Genomic DNA, 14,974 nt, shown 5'->3' on the forward strand with positions numbered 1-14,974 from the left:
TCCTTCATCGCGGTACGCGAATCACGGATCCAGGGCGGCAGGTCCTTGTCATCGGCCAGCCAGAACGCCGTACCGATCCCCGGCATCGACGTGATGGCAAGGCCCGTCGCGAGCTTCGCGAGACCGGTCCAGGCCTGGCCCGCCTTGTCCCACCCGTCCACGCCGACGAGGGTGCCCAGGCCGCGGATGGTGCCCCAGATCCCGTCGACGATCAGACCGTCCCACACGAACGACTTCGCCCAGTACCCGATCTCCCAGGCCCGGTGCGTCTCTTCCAGCTGCGAACCCCACGGCAGATCCTGCGCCTTGTTCAGGTCATCGCCCTTGTACCCGTACATGTTCGCGCCGTGCGAACCGTCATCCGCCGTCAACGGCGCCGCACAGTAGAGGGCACGGATCTTGTTCGCGCAGGTGCGCTCGGCGGCCCAGAACGCGGAGACGGCGGCGTTGACGTCGTGGATCAGATCGTTGTTCTCATCGATCTTGTCCCCGTCGTCCTTCCAGTGCTTGTCACCACTGATCTTGTTACTGAAGGTGGTCGCCTTCGCCTGGAGTTCCTTCAGCCGCGCCACGATCGGCCGCGCCTCGGTGATGTACTCACCCAGCGCCGTCGCCGCCGACTCCAGCTGATCCGCGAAGAAGTCACTGTCCGTCTTCACCGGCTTCGTCGTCGCGAACAACTGCGCCGCCTCCGGCGCCGAGTAGAACGCCGACAGGCCCTGGAACTCAGAGTCCACGTTCGAACCGGCATCACGGAACGTCCCCGCCGCCGTCGTGATCGCGTTCTTGTCCTGCTCCAACGCCTCGAGGTCACCCGTGAACTGCGGGATCGTGCACGGATTGATCGGTACGTGATCCGTCACTTCTGCTCCGCCCCCGGAAGATCGATCTTCGGCTCCTTCAGCGCCTCGTTCTGGGCGTTCTGAGCCTGTTCGATGTTTCCGTGCACGTAGGCCGTCGTGGCCTTGATCGCGCCGTTGAGCGAAGCCTCCGTGCGCGCGCTGATGTACGCGATACGGGTCGCGTGGGAGGCCATGAGCTCACCCAGCGCGCCCGCGATCGGGCCCATGCCGCCGCCCTCGCCCGCGGTGCTGCCGCCCTCGGTGACCGTGCCGGCGTGCTTGGCCGCCTCCGGCAGCTCCGTCTGGAGCGTCTTGCCCGCCGTCTGGAAGCCTCCCGCGGCCGTGATCGTCTTGTTGACGACCCCCTGCACGCCGGACGGCTTGATGTCCCAGTCCATGACCTACCCCCGTGTCCCCGTATCCCCGTGATCCGTCCCGGCCGGCCTCAGCCGATGCCGTCGACCGCCGCCTTGGCCTTCTGCAGGGTGGCCTGCGCGGTCGAGTCGTTCTGCTCCAGCGTGCTGCGCACGAGGCGGATGATGTCGCGCACCTCGTTGGCCGCCCGGTTCCAGCGGACTTCCTTGCCGTGGTATTCGTCCGAGACGCCGTCGGCGGTGAACTCGGACATCGCCGCCTTCACCGCCGCGTCACGGTCGCCGAGCACCCGCTCCAACTGGCCGATGATCCCGCCGAGTCCGCCCTGTACCTCCACGGAGGCGGCGATGTCGTACGAGGTGCGGTCCTGGTTCTGTCCCATGTCTGATCGATCCCCCGGTCTCAGCGCGCGCCGAAGCGAGCGGCGTCGAAGTTGGCGGAGCCCATGTTCTGGTGGGCGTTGTCACCCTGCTCCTGGTCACCGGTGGTGAAGGAGGTGTCCATGCCCTGCTGACCGCCGATGATGGCCCGCAGCGAGCCGTTCAGCTCCGCGGTGATGGCGTCCGAGCGCCGCTTGAACGAGTCGAACGCGGACCGGCCGACACCGTTGAACTTGCCCTCCAGCGGGTCCGCCGCCGCGATCAGCAGCTTGATCAGCGTGCCGAGGTCGTCGCTGGAGCCGCCCGTGGCCTTGCCCAGCTCGGACAGCGTGGTGCTGCCCATGTCGAACTTCATTCACCCACCCCTGACGTGTTGTGCCGTCACTTGCGTCCATACCTGTCTACCGAAGGGACGTTGCGAACACAAACACGGTTTCAGCTGGCCTGAACGTATGTCCGAAAATTGCCCCTCGGCTGGATCCAGCCCTCCAACAGCCTTTTCCGCACCGGCTGTACGGGAGCGGTCACCTCAGGTCATCCAGCGGTCCGGCCCGGCCGCCGCCCGGGAAGTCCGGGAGCGGACCGCCTGCGCGTCCAGCAGCGCGGCGGCCTCCTCGGCAGCCCGCAGCCGGGCCGTGACCGTACCGTTCGCGCCGGTGTCCACATGCAGGTCGGCCACCCCCCACACCCGCTCCCACGGGCCCTGGGAGAGACGTACGCTCTGCACCTTCGCGTGCGGAACCATCTCCGTACGCCGGCACAGCCGCCCGTGCCGGGCTGCGAACAACTGCTCCGAAACGGCCAGGCCGTACCCCTTCCACCACACCGGCACCACCCACCGCGAGCCCGCACGCGGGGACGGGGCGAAGGCCAGGGCCTCCGGGTCCGCGCCCGGCAGCACCCGGGCGATCACGGCATGGGCGGCGGCCCGCGTCGCCACCGGCACCAGCACCCCGTTCTTCGAGCCCGCCACGGCCAGCTCCACCCGGACCCAGCCGCGCCGCCGCCACAGCAACGGCTCCACGATCCGTACGGTCTGCACCCGCCCCGGCGGCACCGTCTCGTGCGCCCGGTCCAGCAGCCCGTGGTCCAGCCGCAGCCCGTCGGGGGACTCGGCGACCGTCCAGTCGTACTCCGCGAGAAAACGCCCCAGGCTGCCCTTCCACATCGCGCCCAGCAGCGGCAGCACGATGGCCAGCGACGCCCAGAGGTTGTCGCTGAGCCGCCACACCACCACCGGGGCGACCAGCCCGGCGGCCAGCGCGGCCCACACCCCGAGGCTGAGCAGCAGGGAGACCACCAGGTCCCGGACCGACACCCGCAGCAGCTCCCGCTGCGGGGCCTCACCGAGCCCGGCCGCCTCGGCCGGGGCGAAACCGGCCGCACGGGCCAGCAGCTCGGCGCGCAGCGCGACGGCGTCGGGCTCGCTCAGGAAGGCCAGCTCGTCCTTCTCCTCGGTGCCGATCACGTCGATCCGGAGCTTGGCGACGCCGGCCACCCGGGCCAGCATCGGGCGGGTGACGTCCACCGCCTGGATCCGGTCGAGGCGGATGTGGGCGGTGCGGCGGAAGAGCAGGCCGGTGCGGATGCGCAGCTCGGTGTCGGTGACGCGGTAGTGGGTGAACCACCAGCTGAGCAGGCCGTACGAGCCGAAGACGAGGACCAGCCCGGCCAGCGCGAGCAGCCGCAGCCCGAGGGGGAAGGAGCGGACCCACTCCTGGGCCCGCTCGCCCTGCTGGAGGACCAGCCCGAGGGTGGCCGTGATCGGCACCCACGCCCGCCGCAGCGGGGTCAGCACGTGCAGCCGGCGCTCCGCACCCCCCGGATCGGCGGCCCCGGAAGGATCGACGCCGGCGGGGTCGGCGGAGGCGGGTTCGGCGGTGGCGGGTTCGGCGGTGGCGGGTTCGGCGGTGGCGGGTTCGGCGGAGGGGTGGCGCCCCACCGGCTCCCCCGACCCCGCCCCCGGCCCCGGCCCCGTCACAGCCCCGCCGATCGGGCCTCGCCCAGTGCCGTCAGCCGGTCCCGCAGCCGCTCCGCCTCCCCGGGCACCAGGCCCGGGATCCTGGCGTCCGACGCCGCGGCGGCCGTGTGCAGCTGTACGGAGGCCAGCCCGAAGCGGCGCTCCAGCGGCCCGGAGGTGACCTCCACCAGCTGCATGCGCCCGTACGGGACCACCGTCTGCTCCCGCCACAGCACGCCCCGGCTGATCAGCAGGTCATCGGCCCGCTCGGCGTACCGCCAGGACCGCCAGTTCCGCCCGAGCATCACCCAGCCCCAGGCGAGCAGGACGAGCCAGACCACCCCGAACAGCGCCCACCCCGGCCCGGCCAGCAGCCCCAGCGGCACGGCGGTCGCCACCGTGAGCAGCACCGTCCAGATCACCAGCAGCAGCCGCCGCAGCCGGAGCAGCCCGCCCGGCAGCCCCACCCACTCCGGCTCGCCCGTCTCAGCCTTCGTCCCCGTTCCCATCCCCCCACCCTAGGGCTGAGACAATGCGCCCATGACGGAGACCACGGTCGGCATCGGCGGTGCGGCGGAGAGCACCGACATGGTGCTCAACATCGGACCGCAGCACCCTTCCACCCACGGCGTGCTGCGCCTGCGGCTCGTGCTGGACGGCGAGCGCATCGTCAGCGCCGAACCGGTGGTCGGCTACATGCACCGCGGCGCGGAGAAGCTCTTCGAGGCCCGGGACTACCGCCAGATCGTGATGCTGGCCAACCGCCACGACTGGCTGTCGGCCTTCTCCAACGAGCTGGGCGTGGTCATGGCCGTCGAGCGGATGCTCGGCATGGAGGTCCCCGAGCGCGCGGTGTGGATGCGTACGCTCCTCGCCGAGCTGAACCGGGTCCTGAACCACCTGATGTTCCTCGGCTCGTACCCCCTGGAGCTGGGCGGGATCACCCCGATCTTCCACGCGTTCCGCGAGCGGGAGGAGCTCCAGGCGGTGATGGAGGAGATCTCCGGCGGCCGCATGCACTACATGTTCAACCGGGTCGGCGGTCTCAAGGAGGACCTGCCCGCCGGCTGGCTCGGCCGGGCCCGCACCGCCATCGCCGACGTCCGGACCCGGATGGACGTCTACGACAAGCTCGTGCACGGCAACGAGATCTTCCGCGGCCGTACGCGCGGCGTCGGCGTCCTGTCCGCCGAGGCGGTGCACGCGTACGGGGTCTCCGGCCCCATCGCCCGCGCCTCCGGCGTCGACTTCGACCTGCGCCGCGACGAGCCGTACCTGGCGTACGGGGAGCTCCAGGACGTCCTCGAGGTGGTCACCCGCACCGAGGGCGACTGCCTGGCCCGCTTCGAGGTGCTCCTCGACCAGACGCACAACGCCCTCGACCTGGCCGTGGCCTGCCTGGACCGGATGGCGGAGCTGCCGCCCGGACCGATCAACCAGCGGCTGCCGAAGGTGCTGAAGGCGCCCGAGGGCAGCACGTACGCCTGGACCGAGAACCCGCTCGGCATCAACGGCTACTACCTGGTCTCGAAGGGCGAGAAGACCCCGTACCGGCTGAAGCTGCGCAGTGCCTCCTTCAACAACATCCAGGCCCTCGCCGTGCTGCTGCCGGGGCAGCTGGTCGCGGACATGGTCTCGATCCTGGGCTCGCTCTTCTTCGTCGTCGGGGATATTGACAAATAGCGGGAAAACCCAGGGGAGTCGGTGCCGTTCGCGACCTACGGTGGCGAAATGATCACTGACACATTCGACGGCTACCTGCGCCGGCTCGGCGTCATCGATCCCGGGGCGCCCAGCATCGAGGGACTGTTCGCGCTCCAGCGCGCGCACCTGGAGCGCGTCTCCTACGACAACGTCGAAATCCAGCTGGGCCGCCCGCCCGGCATGGACCCCGAGGGCGCCGCCCGGCGCGTCGCCGACGGACTCGGCGGCTACTGCTACCACCTCAACGGCGCCTTCGCGCTGCTCCTCGAAACCCTGGGCTACGACGTGACCCGGCACTCCGGCGGCGTGTACGGCGACGCCGCCTCGCGCGAGGTCAACGGTGAGCACCTCGCCCTGACCGTCCGCGTCGACGGGGAGGCGTACTGGGTGGACGTCGGTCTCGGCGACGGCCCGTACGAGCCGCTGCCGCTGCGCGAGGGCACCTACGAACAGGGCGGCTTCCGCTACGCGATGCGGCCGCTGGAGCCGCTGGAGGGCGAGGGGCCGGGCTGGAGCCTGCTCAGCTCCGACATGCACATGCCCCGGATGAACTTCCGCGCGGCCGCGGCGGCGACGGCGGACTTCCGGGCGAAGCACACCTGGCTGTCCACCTCCGAGGACTCGCCCTTCGTACGGACCCTCGCGCTGTTCCGTCGCGACGCGCGGGGCGTCGACGTGCTGCGCGGGCGGGTGCTGCGCAGGATCGACGCGGCGGAGGTGACGACCGAGCGGGAACTGGGCACGGCCGAGGAGTTCCACGAGGTCCTCTCCACGGTCTTCCGGCGCCCCGGCGACGACCTGACCCCCGCGGACCGGGCCGCGCTGTGGGAGCGGGTGGACCGCGCCCACACCGGGTGGCTGGCCTCCCGGACCCGGACCGACTGACCCCGGGCGGACGAGCGGCTTCCCGGGGCGGGGCGGAGCGGGCTTGGCGGTCTTGGGCGCGCCGGGCGGGCTTGGCGGGCCGGGCGGGCCGGGCGGCCCGCTGTCGGCGCGGCAGGGCAGACTGGGGGCATGTCCCACTCCCCCCGGCGGGCCTGCCCCGCCTGCGGCCGCGACTGCGCCGTGACGGCCGGCCGGATCGCCCGCCACGACCCGCCGGCCGGCCGTGGGCGCGGCGACCTGGTGTCCTGCCCCGGCTCCCGGGCCCGGGTGGTGCTCGGCGCCTCGGCCCCGACCCTGGACGGCTTCGCCCTCGGGCCGCAGCCGGGCCAACTGCCGCTGTTCTGAGCCCGGACCGGATGCGGGAGCCGCGCGGCTGAGTATCCGTACGGATGTCGGCGCGGGCCGCCCGGCGGCACGATGGCGGGATGTTCCGCAAACCCTGGTACCACCGCCTCGACCTGCCGCAGCCCACCCCCGCCGCGCGGATCCGCGGCAACGCGGTGCTGGCCGCTCTGCTGTTCGTGCCCGCCCTGGTCCTGGCGAAGGTGCTGGTCCTGGCCACGGAGACCGGCGGCCGCTGCCTGGCGCAGGGCGGCTGCCCGCCGTTCCCCGCCGCCGCGTTCCTGGTGCTCACCGCGGCCGCGGCGATCGCGCTGGCCGCCGCGCTGACCGCGCCCCGGCGGATGCGGCGGGCCGCACTGGGCGCCCAGCTGCTGCTGGAGGCGGTGGCGGTGGGGCTCGTCCCGGCGTATCCCTGACGGGCCCGCGCGCACGCCCGTCCACAGGCTGTGGACGGCCCCGCGGGCGGCTCCCGCTAGGAGATCGCCGTCCGCAGGCCGACCACGTCGATCGGCTCGGTCTCGTCGTGCTCGGTCAGGTCGATGACCTGACCCAGCGCGCGCTGCTCGGGCGTGGCCGGCTTGAACTGCGGTCCCGCCGAGGAGCCTTCGGACTCCGCCTTGTGCACGGCGAGGGCCTCGGCGCCGACCACGTCGGCCAGGTCCTCGTTCTGCACGGACTCGATGGCGGCGCGGGCCTGGGCGGTGGTCTTGGTGCCGAAGAAGTCGAAGCCGCCCTCGACGCGCGAGGCGGAGCGGCGCGGGGCCGCGTACGGGGCCACCGTCGCCGCCGGGCGGCGCGCGGGGACCGCCGGCGCGGGAACGCCGCCCGCCGGGCGGGTGTGCGCGCCGGCGTCGGGGGCCTCGGCCTTGCCGGCGTCGGGTGCCGCGGCCGCGGCCGTGCCCTCGGCCGTGCCCGCCGCGGGGCGCGCGCCGGTGCCCGCGGCCGGAGCCGGTACCAGGGCCTTGGCCGCGGTGCCGGCGGCGTTCGCCTCCGCCTTGCGCAGCAGGGCGACCAGCGCCGCGTTGGCCCGCGCGTAGCCGACGGGGGTGGGGGCGCCGCTGCCGGTGCGCTCCTCCGAGACCGCGGGCAGTTCCTTCGCCCCGGCCGCCGGGGCTCCGGCGGCCTCGATGGCGAGCAGCCGGCGCTTTTCCAGGGCGCTGGCGCGCTCGGTCTCGGCGGTCGCGTAGCGGCGCAGCAGCGCGGCGTGCTCGCCCCGCAGGCCCGCCAGTTCGACCCGCTTGGCCCGCAGCTTGGTGTCGAGCTTGGCGCGCAGGACGCGCGCCTCCTCCAGATCGGATTCGAGCTCGGCTATCCGCTCGTCCGTCTTCCACTCGTCCTTGACCCGCTCGCGGGCCAGCTCCGCGACCCGGCGGCCGGCCGCCCGGTCCCAGGAGCGCATGAGTGCGGCGCCACCGACGCCCGCGGCCGCCGCGAGCGCCACGAGCAGCCTCAGCGGCAACGGTTCCGCGAGCAGCCAGGCCGCACCGGCGCTGGCCACGCCGACCCCGGCGACGGCGCACGGCGCGAGAAGACGGTGGAGGGGTTCGGGATTGCGGTGGCGTCCACGGGGCATGGCCTGAAATTTACAGGGCGTGGACCTCGCGCGGGATACCCGCCCGGCAAACTCTTACCGGGCGGTTACCCCACGAATTCCCCTCAATCCCGTAACTGCTACCTCGTCAGAAGGCCCTTGGACTCCAGATAGGCCTTCGCGACGTCCGCCGGCTTCGCCCGCTCCGCGTCCACCTTCCGGTTCAGCTCGACGAGGTCGGCCGTGGTGAGCACCTTGGTGAGGTCGCCGAGGGCGTTGGCGACGTCCGGGGAGCCCGCGTCCTTGGCGTTGACGACCGGCAGGAGGTTGTCGGCGTTCTGGAGCTTCTTGTCGTCCTCCAGCAGGACCAGGCCGTAGCCGTCGAGCGTGGCGTCGGTGGTGGTGGTCAGCACCAGCTGGTCCGCCCCGTCCTTGACGGCCTGCTTGGCCTGCGGGGTGCCGACGCCCTTGGGGTCGATCCCGGAAACCTGGATTCCGTACGTCTTCTCCAACCCCGGTGCGCAGAAGGGACGTACGGAGCATTCGTCACCGGCCGCGATCTTCACCTTCAGCCCGGACTTTCCGAGGTCGGAAAGGGTCTTGAGATTGTTCTTCTGGGCGAATTCCTTCGTCACGGCGAAGGCGTTCTGGTCGACGGCCTCGCCCGCCGGCAGGGCCTTCAGGCCGAGCGGGGCCGCGAGCTTGTCCAGCGCCGCCGCCGTGGCGCTCACGTCGCTGGAGGCGACGGGCTTGTCCTTGGGCGCATCCTTGCCGTTGACCTTGGCGTTGAGGAACTCGGCGAGGGTGGCCGCGTACTCCGGGACCACGTCGATCTCACCCTTCTCCAGGGCGGGTTCGTACAGCTCGCGGTTGGCGACCGTGGTGATCGAGGCTCCGTACCCCTCCTGCCGGAGCAGCTGTGCGTAGAGCTCGGCCAGGACGTTGGACTCGGTGAAGCCGGCCGCGCCGATCACCAGCTTGCCCTTGCCGCCCCCGGCGGGGGCGGCCGCGGAGGAACCGCCGTCCTTGGTCTTCTCCAGGCTGTCGCCGCCACAGGCGGCCAGCGACACGGTCAGGGCCAGGGCGCCCAGGGACGCGCCGAGGACACGCGTGGACTTGCTCATGGAGGTACTCCGTTTCGGGGTGGGGACGGGGATCACGGGATCAGCGGGACGGCGTGCGCAGCAGCAGCCGGTCCACTGCCACCAGTACGCCCTCCACCAGCAGCGCCAGCAGGGCGACCAGCAGGGCCCCCGCCACGACCTGCGCGGTGTTGTACGTGTTGAAGCCGGCGGTGATGATCCGGCCGAGGCCGCCCTGGCCGACCATCGCGGCGATCGTGGCGGTGGCGATGACCTGCACGGCGCCGGAGCGCAGCCCGGTCATCACCAGGCCGCGCGCGAGGGGCAGCTCCACCCGCAGGAACAGCTGGACGCCCGACATGCCCATGCCCCGGGCGGCCTCGACCACCGAGCGGTCCACCCCGCGCATGCCCACGTAGGCGTTGGTCAGCAGCGGCGGCACGGCGAACAGGACGAGGGCGGCGATGGTCGGCAGGTAGCCGGCGTTGCGCAGTGGCGAGACCATGAACAGGGCCAGCACCGCGAAGACGGGGACGGCCCGCCCGATGTTGGAGACGTTGACGGCGAGGGCGCCGCCCTTGCCGAGGTGGCCGAGCCACAGCCCGATGGGCAGGGCCACTGCGCAGGCGATGGCCAGGGCGATCCCGCTGACGTACACGTGCTCCGCGAGCCGGTGCCAGACCCCGCTCTCGCCCGACCAGTTGGCACCGTCCCCCAGCCACTCCCAGGCCCCGCCCAGCGCGCCCACGGCCTCAGGCCCCCTTCGCGGAGCGGGCGGCGGCCCTGGTCCACGGGGTCAGCAGTCGCTGCACCCCGAGCAGCAGCAGGTCGGCGACCAGCGCGAGCAGGACGCACAGCACGGAGGCGGTGAGCACCTGGGCCTTGAAGGAGCTGCTGACGGCGGGGGCGATCAGGTTGCCCAGCCCGCCCTTGCCGACGATGGAGCCGACGGTGGTCAGGGCCACGGTCGAGACGGTGACGATCCGCACCCCGGCGAGCAGCGCGGGCAGCGCCAGCGGCAGTTCGACCTGCCACAGCAGCCGGGCGGGGCCGTAGCCCATCCCGCGCGCGGCCTCCCGTACGTCCTCGGGGACGGCTTCCAGGCCGGCCAGCACGTTGCGCACCAGGATGGTCAGGGAGTACAGCACCAGGCCGGTCACCACCAGGGCGGCCGAGAGCCCGAAGAGCGGCAGCAGCAGCGAGAACATGGCCAGCGAGGGGACCGTGTACAGGAGGGTGGTCAGCCCGAGCACGGGGGCCGCCCAGCGGCGGCCGCGGCGGGCCAGCAGCGCGAGCGGAACGGACACGGCGATGCCGATGAGCACCGAGACGCCCGTGATCCAGACGTGTTCGACGGTGGCGTCGGTGAGTTCCTGGGCGCGGGAACTCACGTAGTCCCAGCAGATCCAGTCGTTGGCCACCAGGCAGCCCTGCCCGGTCACGTCCCCCACCTCCCTTCACCGCACGAACAACATTTCGGATGTACGACCACGAGCGACCATAACCCCCGGGGCGGGCGATGGCCGGATTCCTTCGCACAGGGGCAACATGCCCTTCACACATCCCGGCTCCGGGTGCGGGAGGATGGCCGGGTGATCCGATTCGAGCATGTGACCAAGCGTTACCCCGATGGGACGACGGCCGTGGAGGACCTGTCCTTCGAGGTCGCGGAGGGCGAACTGGTCACGCTGGTGGGCCCGTCCGGATGCGGCAAGACGACCACGATGAAGATGGTCAACCGGCTGATCGAGCCCACCTCGGGCCGGATCCTCCTCGACGGCGAGGACATCGCCGCCGCGGACCCCGTCGCGCTGCGCCGCCGGATCGGCTACGTCATCCAGCAGGTCGGGCTCTTCCCCCACAAGACGGTGCTGGAGAACACGGCGACCGTCCCCCGGCTGATCGGCACCCCGAAGGCGCGGGCCCGCGCGCGGGCGGCCGAGCTGCTCGAACTGGTGGGACTGGATCCGGCCGTCTACGGGGGCCGCTACCCGGAGCAGCTGTCGGGCGGCCAGCGCCAGCGCGTCGGCGTGGCCCGCGCGCTGGCCGCGGATCCGCCGGTGCTGCTGATGGACGAGCCCTTCGGGGCGGTGGACCCGGTGGTCCGCGAGCGGCTCCAGAACGAGTTCCTGACCCTGCAGAGGACGGTCCGCAAGACGATCCTGCTGGTCACCCACGACCTGGAGGAGGCCGTCCGGCTCGGCGACCGGATCGCCGTCTACGGCCACGGGACCATCGAGCAGTTCGCCCGGCCCGCCGAGGTGCTCGCCTCGCCGGCCAACGGGTACGTCGCCTCCTTCGTCGGCGCGGACCGCGGCCTCAAGCGCCTGGCGGTCACCCACGTCGAGCCGGCCGACCTGACCCCGCCGGACGGCCCGGCACCGGCCGCGGCGGTGGCCCTGGGGGCCTCGCTGCGCGAGGCGTTGGCGGCCCTGCTCCAGGAGGACTCGGGGCGGATCGGGGTCACCGATCCGGACACGGGCGCGCTGGCCGGCGTACTGACTCCGGAGGGCGTCCACCGGGCGCTGCGCCGCGCCGACCTGCAAGGGGCGCGCGAGGCGTAGGAAAACGAAAAGGGCCCGACCGGAGCCGGGCCCTGCACCTGTCCCCCGGGGATCAGGCCTGCATACGACCGCTCATCCACACCAGCATCGGCGGGATCTCCCGGCGCCACGTGTTGAAGTTGTGGCCACCGCTGTCGAGGATGATCGAGGAGACCCGGTCCGGGCCCTTGACCAGCTTGATGAACTTCTTGGTGTCGTTCAGGTTGTCCTCGCCCTTCTCGCTGGTGGTGACGAGGAAGGACGTACCGGTCGGCTTCTTCTTGTCCAGGCTGTACAGCACGTCCGCGCGCTTCTTCAGCTTGTCGTCCCCGTGGAACAGGTCACCGGTCGTCGCGTCGTCGGCGGCCTTGTAGTACGCGGACAGACCCACGGCGGCGCCGAAGGTCTGCGGGTGCTGCGCGGCGATCTTCAGGGCGCAGTAGCCGCCCGTGGAGTTCCCGATGAAGCCCATGTTCTGCGGCTTCTTGCCGACCCGGAAGGTCCCCTGGATGGCCTGCGGCAGGTCCTGCGCGAAGAAGGTCTCGGTCTGCGGACCGCCCGGGATGTCCACGCACTCGGTGTCGCGCGGCGGCGCGATGGTCGGCCGGAGCATGACAAGGATCATCGGCTTCATCTTGCCCTGCTTGGCCTGCTTGAAGGCCGTCATGGGGTAGTTCAGCCCTTTGATCAGGTTCTCGGCGGTACCCGGGTACCCCGTCAGGACGATCGACGCGGGGAAGTTCTGCTCCTTGTAGTGCGGCTGGAAGTACTCCGGCGGCAGCCACACGTAGCCCGGGCTCGTTATCTTGGACTTCTGCCCGGTTATGGCGACCTTCAGGATCTGGCCACCGACCTGCGGCTTGCCCCCGCCGGGCACGTCGAGCTTCTGCTTGTCGATGACCTTGATGTCCTTGCTGCTCATCGAGTGGTCGACGACTTTGCCGATGGACGTCTCCTGACCGAACAGGTCGGCCCAGGAACCGTAGAAGAGGAACGACTTGTTGGCCGCGAGACCGACTGCGGAGAACAGTGCGAGCTGGGTCGCGAGCAGGAGGCCGATCCGGCCGGAGACCGAGCGCCAGGAGCGGCCGGAGAGCTTCGGCCAGAACCAGACCGTCACCCCGAACAGCAGCACACCGGCGATGATGGCCAGGACCAGAACCGTATTACTGGTGAGACCCATGAGCAGTCAGTCGACTTTCTGATGGCAGGACTAGATTTTTCCGACGGAAGAGTGAACCCGCTCCTCCTCGATGTCGTCCTAGTGGACGCACCACACACCGGAGGCTGTCGCGGCCTTCGGCCACATGATCTCTCGCGGAGCAACGGGAAGCGATGTCTAGCAGGATAGATGGCGATAAGTCCGGACAGGTTCCGAAGCGGGTCAGCCGAATCCTCCGAGGCCCACGACCGGAGGCCGTCCCCGGCCTCGTAGGCACATCCGTCATGATCGTCGGTCTGCTGGACATCGCCGCGGGCGTCTTCCCGCGGTTCCGTCACAGCCGGATCCACGCGGTCACCGAAGTACTGCCCGGTTCCGTGGGCCCCTTCGCCGCCGCGCTGGCCATCAGCGCCGGTGTCCTCATCCTGCTGCTCGCGCACGGCCTCAAGCGCCGCAAGCGCCGGGCCTGGCGGGCCGCCGTCATCCTGCTGCCCGCCGGCGCCGTGGCGCAGTTCGCGTACCGCCACTCCGTCATCGGCGTGGTCATCTCGGCGGTGCTCCTCGCGCTGCTGGTGCGCCACCAGGGTGAATTCAAGGCCCTGCCGGACCCGCGCAGCCGCTGGAAGGCGCTCGCGAACTTCGTGCTGATGAGCGCCGGCTCCATCGGGCTCGGCCTGGTGATCGTCAACGTCCACCCGGGCAAGGTCGTCGGCCACCCGAGCCTGTACGAGCAGATCACCCACGTCGTCTACGGCCTCTTCGGCTTCGAGGGCCCCGTCGACTACGCCGGCCGGGTCTCCTGGACCGTCGGCTACTCCCTCGGCGCCCTCGGCATGCTGACCGCCGTCACCACGATCTACCTGGCCTTCCGCCCCGAGCACCCGGCCGCCCGGCTCACCGTCGACGACGAGGCGAAGCTGCGCGAGCTGCTCGCCAAGCACGGTGGCCGCGACTCCCTCGGCCACTTCGCGCTCCGCCGCGACAAGGCCGTCGTCTTCTCCCCCAGCGGCAAGGCGGCCGTCACCTACCGCGTCGTCTCCGGCGTGATGCTCGCCTCCGGCGACCCGATCGGTGACGTCGAGGCCTGGCCCGGCGCCATCGAGCGCTTCATGGAGGAGGCCAAGGCCCACTCCTGGACCCCCGCCGTCGTGGGCTGCAGCGAGACCGGCGGCGAGGTCTGGACCCGCGAGACCGGGCTGGACGCCCTGGAACTCGGTGACGAGGCGATCGTCGACGTCAAAGACTTCTCCCTCTCCGGACGCCCCATGCGCAACGTCCGCCAGATGGTGAAGCGCATCGAGCGCAACGGCTACACCACCCAGGTCCGCCGCGTCAGCGAGCTGACCGAGGAGGAGCTGGTGCGGGTACGGGGCGCCGCCGCCGCCTGGCGCGGCACCGACACCGAGCGCGGTTTCTCCATGGCGCTGGGCCGGGTCGGCGAGGAGGGCGACGGCGACTGCTTCATCGCCACCGCCCACCGCGTCGAGGAGGGCGACACCAGCCCGTTCGGCGACCTCAAGGCCGTCCTGCACTTCGTCCCGTGGGGCAAGGACGGCATGTCGCTGGAGCTGATGCGCCGCGACCGCGCCGCCGACCCCGGCATGAACGAGCTGCTCATCGTGGCCTCCCTGGAGGCGTGCCCGTCGCTCGGCATCGAGCAGGTCTCGCTGAACTTCGCGATGTTCCGCTCGGCGCTGGCCCGCGGCGAGAAGATCGGCGCCGGCCCGGTACTGCGGATGTGGCGCGGCCTGCTGGTCTTCCTGTCGCGCTGGTTCCAGATCGAGTCGCTGTACAAGTTCAACGCGAAGTTCCGCCCCCGCTGGGAGCCGCGCTTCATGGTCTACCGCCAGACCCGTGACCTGCCCCGCATCGGCTTCGCCGTGATGCAGGCCGAGGGCTTCGTGACGCTGGCCCTGCCGCGCCTGTTCGCCGGCCGCCGCGGCCCCAAGCCGGTCCGCACCTGCGCCCACGACCACGCGACGGTCCCGGCCCAGAAGGAACGCGAGGTCCAGGCGGCCTGACCGCCACCGATGGGGCCGGCCCTGCCATGGCGCAGCGTCGGCCCCATCGCCATGTCCCCCCGTTCCCGGCCCCGCCGACGCCCGAGGAGGCCCGCGGCGCGGAACCCCCACCCCCCAGCCCCGCCGGCGCTTGAAGCGCGGGGGTCC

16 protein-coding genes and 1 pseudogene are annotated in these 14,974 nt (G+C 71.6%); 6 read left to right on the top strand and 11 right to left on the bottom strand.

Annotated elements, in window-relative coordinates; genetic code table 11:
• The 6 genes and pseudogenes from ABZW32_RS23485 to ABZW32_RS23510 form a co-directional block, all read right to left on the bottom strand.
• Positions 1-863: pseudogene (locus tag ABZW32_RS23485) on the bottom strand (hypothetical protein); the annotation flags it as partial.
• Positions 860-1,240: a DUF6507 family protein gene (locus ABZW32_RS23490; protein ID WP_356218806.1), complete on the bottom strand. Its 381-nt coding sequence runs from the start codon at positions 1,238-1,240 to the stop codon at positions 860-862. The pseudogene ABZW32_RS23485 and the gene ABZW32_RS23490, both read right to left, overlap by 4 nt.
• A gap of 47 nt (positions 1,241-1,287) precedes the next feature.
• Positions 1,288-1,599, bottom strand: coding sequence for a pore-forming ESAT-6 family protein (locus ABZW32_RS23495; protein WP_266839869.1), 312 nt, complete (start codon positions 1,597-1,599; stop codon positions 1,288-1,290).
• A 20-nt stretch (positions 1,600-1,619) separates the two neighbouring features.
• A complete protein-coding gene (locus ABZW32_RS23500) occupies positions 1,620-1,952 on the bottom strand; it encodes a hypothetical protein (RefSeq protein ID WP_356218809.1) in 333 nt (110 codons plus the stop codon).
• A 174-nt stretch (positions 1,953-2,126) separates the two neighbouring features.
• The gene (locus ABZW32_RS23505; RefSeq protein WP_356218971.1) at positions 2,127-3,401 is read right to left on the bottom strand and encodes a PH domain-containing protein; all 1,275 of its coding nucleotides are present in this window, start codon (positions 3,399-3,401) and stop codon (positions 2,127-2,129) included.
• Positions 3,402-3,574: 173 nt separating this feature from the next.
• The gene (locus tag ABZW32_RS23510; protein WP_356218812.1) at positions 3,575-4,066 is read right to left on the bottom strand and encodes a PH domain-containing protein; all 492 of its coding nucleotides are present in this window, start codon (positions 4,064-4,066) and stop codon (positions 3,575-3,577) included.
• Between the two features lie 31 nt (positions 4,067-4,097).
• On the opposite strand from ABZW32_RS23510, the gene ABZW32_RS23515 reads away from it, so the two are divergent.
• The 4 genes from ABZW32_RS23515 to ABZW32_RS23530 all read left to right on the top strand — a co-directional run bounded on the left by ABZW32_RS23515 (position 4,098) and on the right by ABZW32_RS23530 (position 6,904).
• Positions 4,098-5,240, top strand: coding sequence for an NADH-quinone oxidoreductase subunit D (locus ABZW32_RS23515; RefSeq protein ID WP_356218815.1), 1,143 nt, complete (start codon positions 4,098-4,100; stop codon positions 5,238-5,240).
• 48 nt (positions 5,241-5,288) lie between these two features.
• Complete coding sequence (locus tag ABZW32_RS23520) at positions 5,289-6,146, top strand: arylamine N-acetyltransferase (protein ID WP_356218818.1); 858 nt, start codon at positions 5,289-5,291, stop codon at positions 6,144-6,146.
• A 129-nt stretch (positions 6,147-6,275) separates the two neighbouring features.
• Positions 6,276-6,491, top strand: coding sequence for a hypothetical protein (locus tag ABZW32_RS23525; RefSeq protein ID WP_356218820.1), 216 nt, complete (start codon positions 6,276-6,278; stop codon positions 6,489-6,491).
• 80 nt (positions 6,492-6,571) lie between these two features.
• Positions 6,572-6,904, top strand: coding sequence for a hypothetical protein (locus ABZW32_RS23530; protein WP_356218822.1), 333 nt, complete (start codon positions 6,572-6,574; stop codon positions 6,902-6,904).
• Positions 6,905-6,960: 56 nt separating this feature from the next.
• Here the strand turns inward: ABZW32_RS23530 and ABZW32_RS23535 are convergent, their stop codons facing one another.
• From ABZW32_RS23535 to ABZW32_RS23550, 4 genes are all read right to left on the bottom strand, one after another.
• Complete coding sequence (locus tag ABZW32_RS23535; protein WP_356218825.1) at positions 6,961-8,061, bottom strand: hypothetical protein; 1,101 nt, start codon at positions 8,059-8,061, stop codon at positions 6,961-6,963.
• A 98-nt stretch (positions 8,062-8,159) separates the two neighbouring features.
• Complete coding sequence (locus ABZW32_RS23540; RefSeq protein ID WP_356218828.1) at positions 8,160-9,143, bottom strand: ABC transporter substrate-binding protein; 984 nt, start codon at positions 9,141-9,143, stop codon at positions 8,160-8,162.
• 40 nt (positions 9,144-9,183) lie between these two features.
• Positions 9,184-9,849: an ABC transporter permease gene (locus tag ABZW32_RS23545; protein ID WP_356218831.1), complete on the bottom strand. Its 666-nt coding sequence runs from the start codon at positions 9,847-9,849 to the stop codon at positions 9,184-9,186.
• 4 nt (positions 9,850-9,853) lie between these two features.
• Complete coding sequence (locus ABZW32_RS23550; protein ID WP_356218834.1) at positions 9,854-10,543, bottom strand: ABC transporter permease; 690 nt, start codon at positions 10,541-10,543, stop codon at positions 9,854-9,856.
• 150 nt (positions 10,544-10,693) lie between these two features.
• Here ABZW32_RS23550 and ABZW32_RS23555 point away from each other — a divergent pair, with 150 nt between their 5' ends.
• Positions 10,694-11,665 (top strand): ATP-binding cassette domain-containing protein, encoded by a 972-nt coding sequence (locus tag ABZW32_RS23555; protein WP_356218837.1) that lies wholly within the window; start codon positions 10,694-10,696, stop codon positions 11,663-11,665.
• A gap of 52 nt (positions 11,666-11,717) precedes the next feature.
• On the opposite strand, the gene ABZW32_RS23560 is transcribed toward ABZW32_RS23555, so the two are convergent.
• Positions 11,718-12,827: an alpha/beta hydrolase-fold protein gene (locus tag ABZW32_RS23560; RefSeq protein ID WP_356218840.1), complete on the bottom strand. Its 1,110-nt coding sequence runs from the start codon at positions 12,825-12,827 to the stop codon at positions 11,718-11,720.
• 152 nt (positions 12,828-12,979) lie between these two features.
• On the opposite strand from ABZW32_RS23560, the gene ABZW32_RS23565 reads away from it, so the two are divergent.
• Positions 12,980-14,827 (top strand): phosphatidylglycerol lysyltransferase domain-containing protein, encoded by a 1,848-nt coding sequence (locus ABZW32_RS23565; RefSeq protein ID WP_356218843.1) that lies wholly within the window; start codon positions 12,980-12,982, stop codon positions 14,825-14,827.
• Positions 14,828-14,974: the final 147 nt, after the last annotated feature.

It is taken from the genome of Streptomyces sp. NPDC004667, assembly GCF_040609475.1.
In the GTDB taxonomy this organism is placed as follows: Bacteria; Actinomycetota; Actinomycetes; order Streptomycetales; family Streptomycetaceae; genus Streptomyces.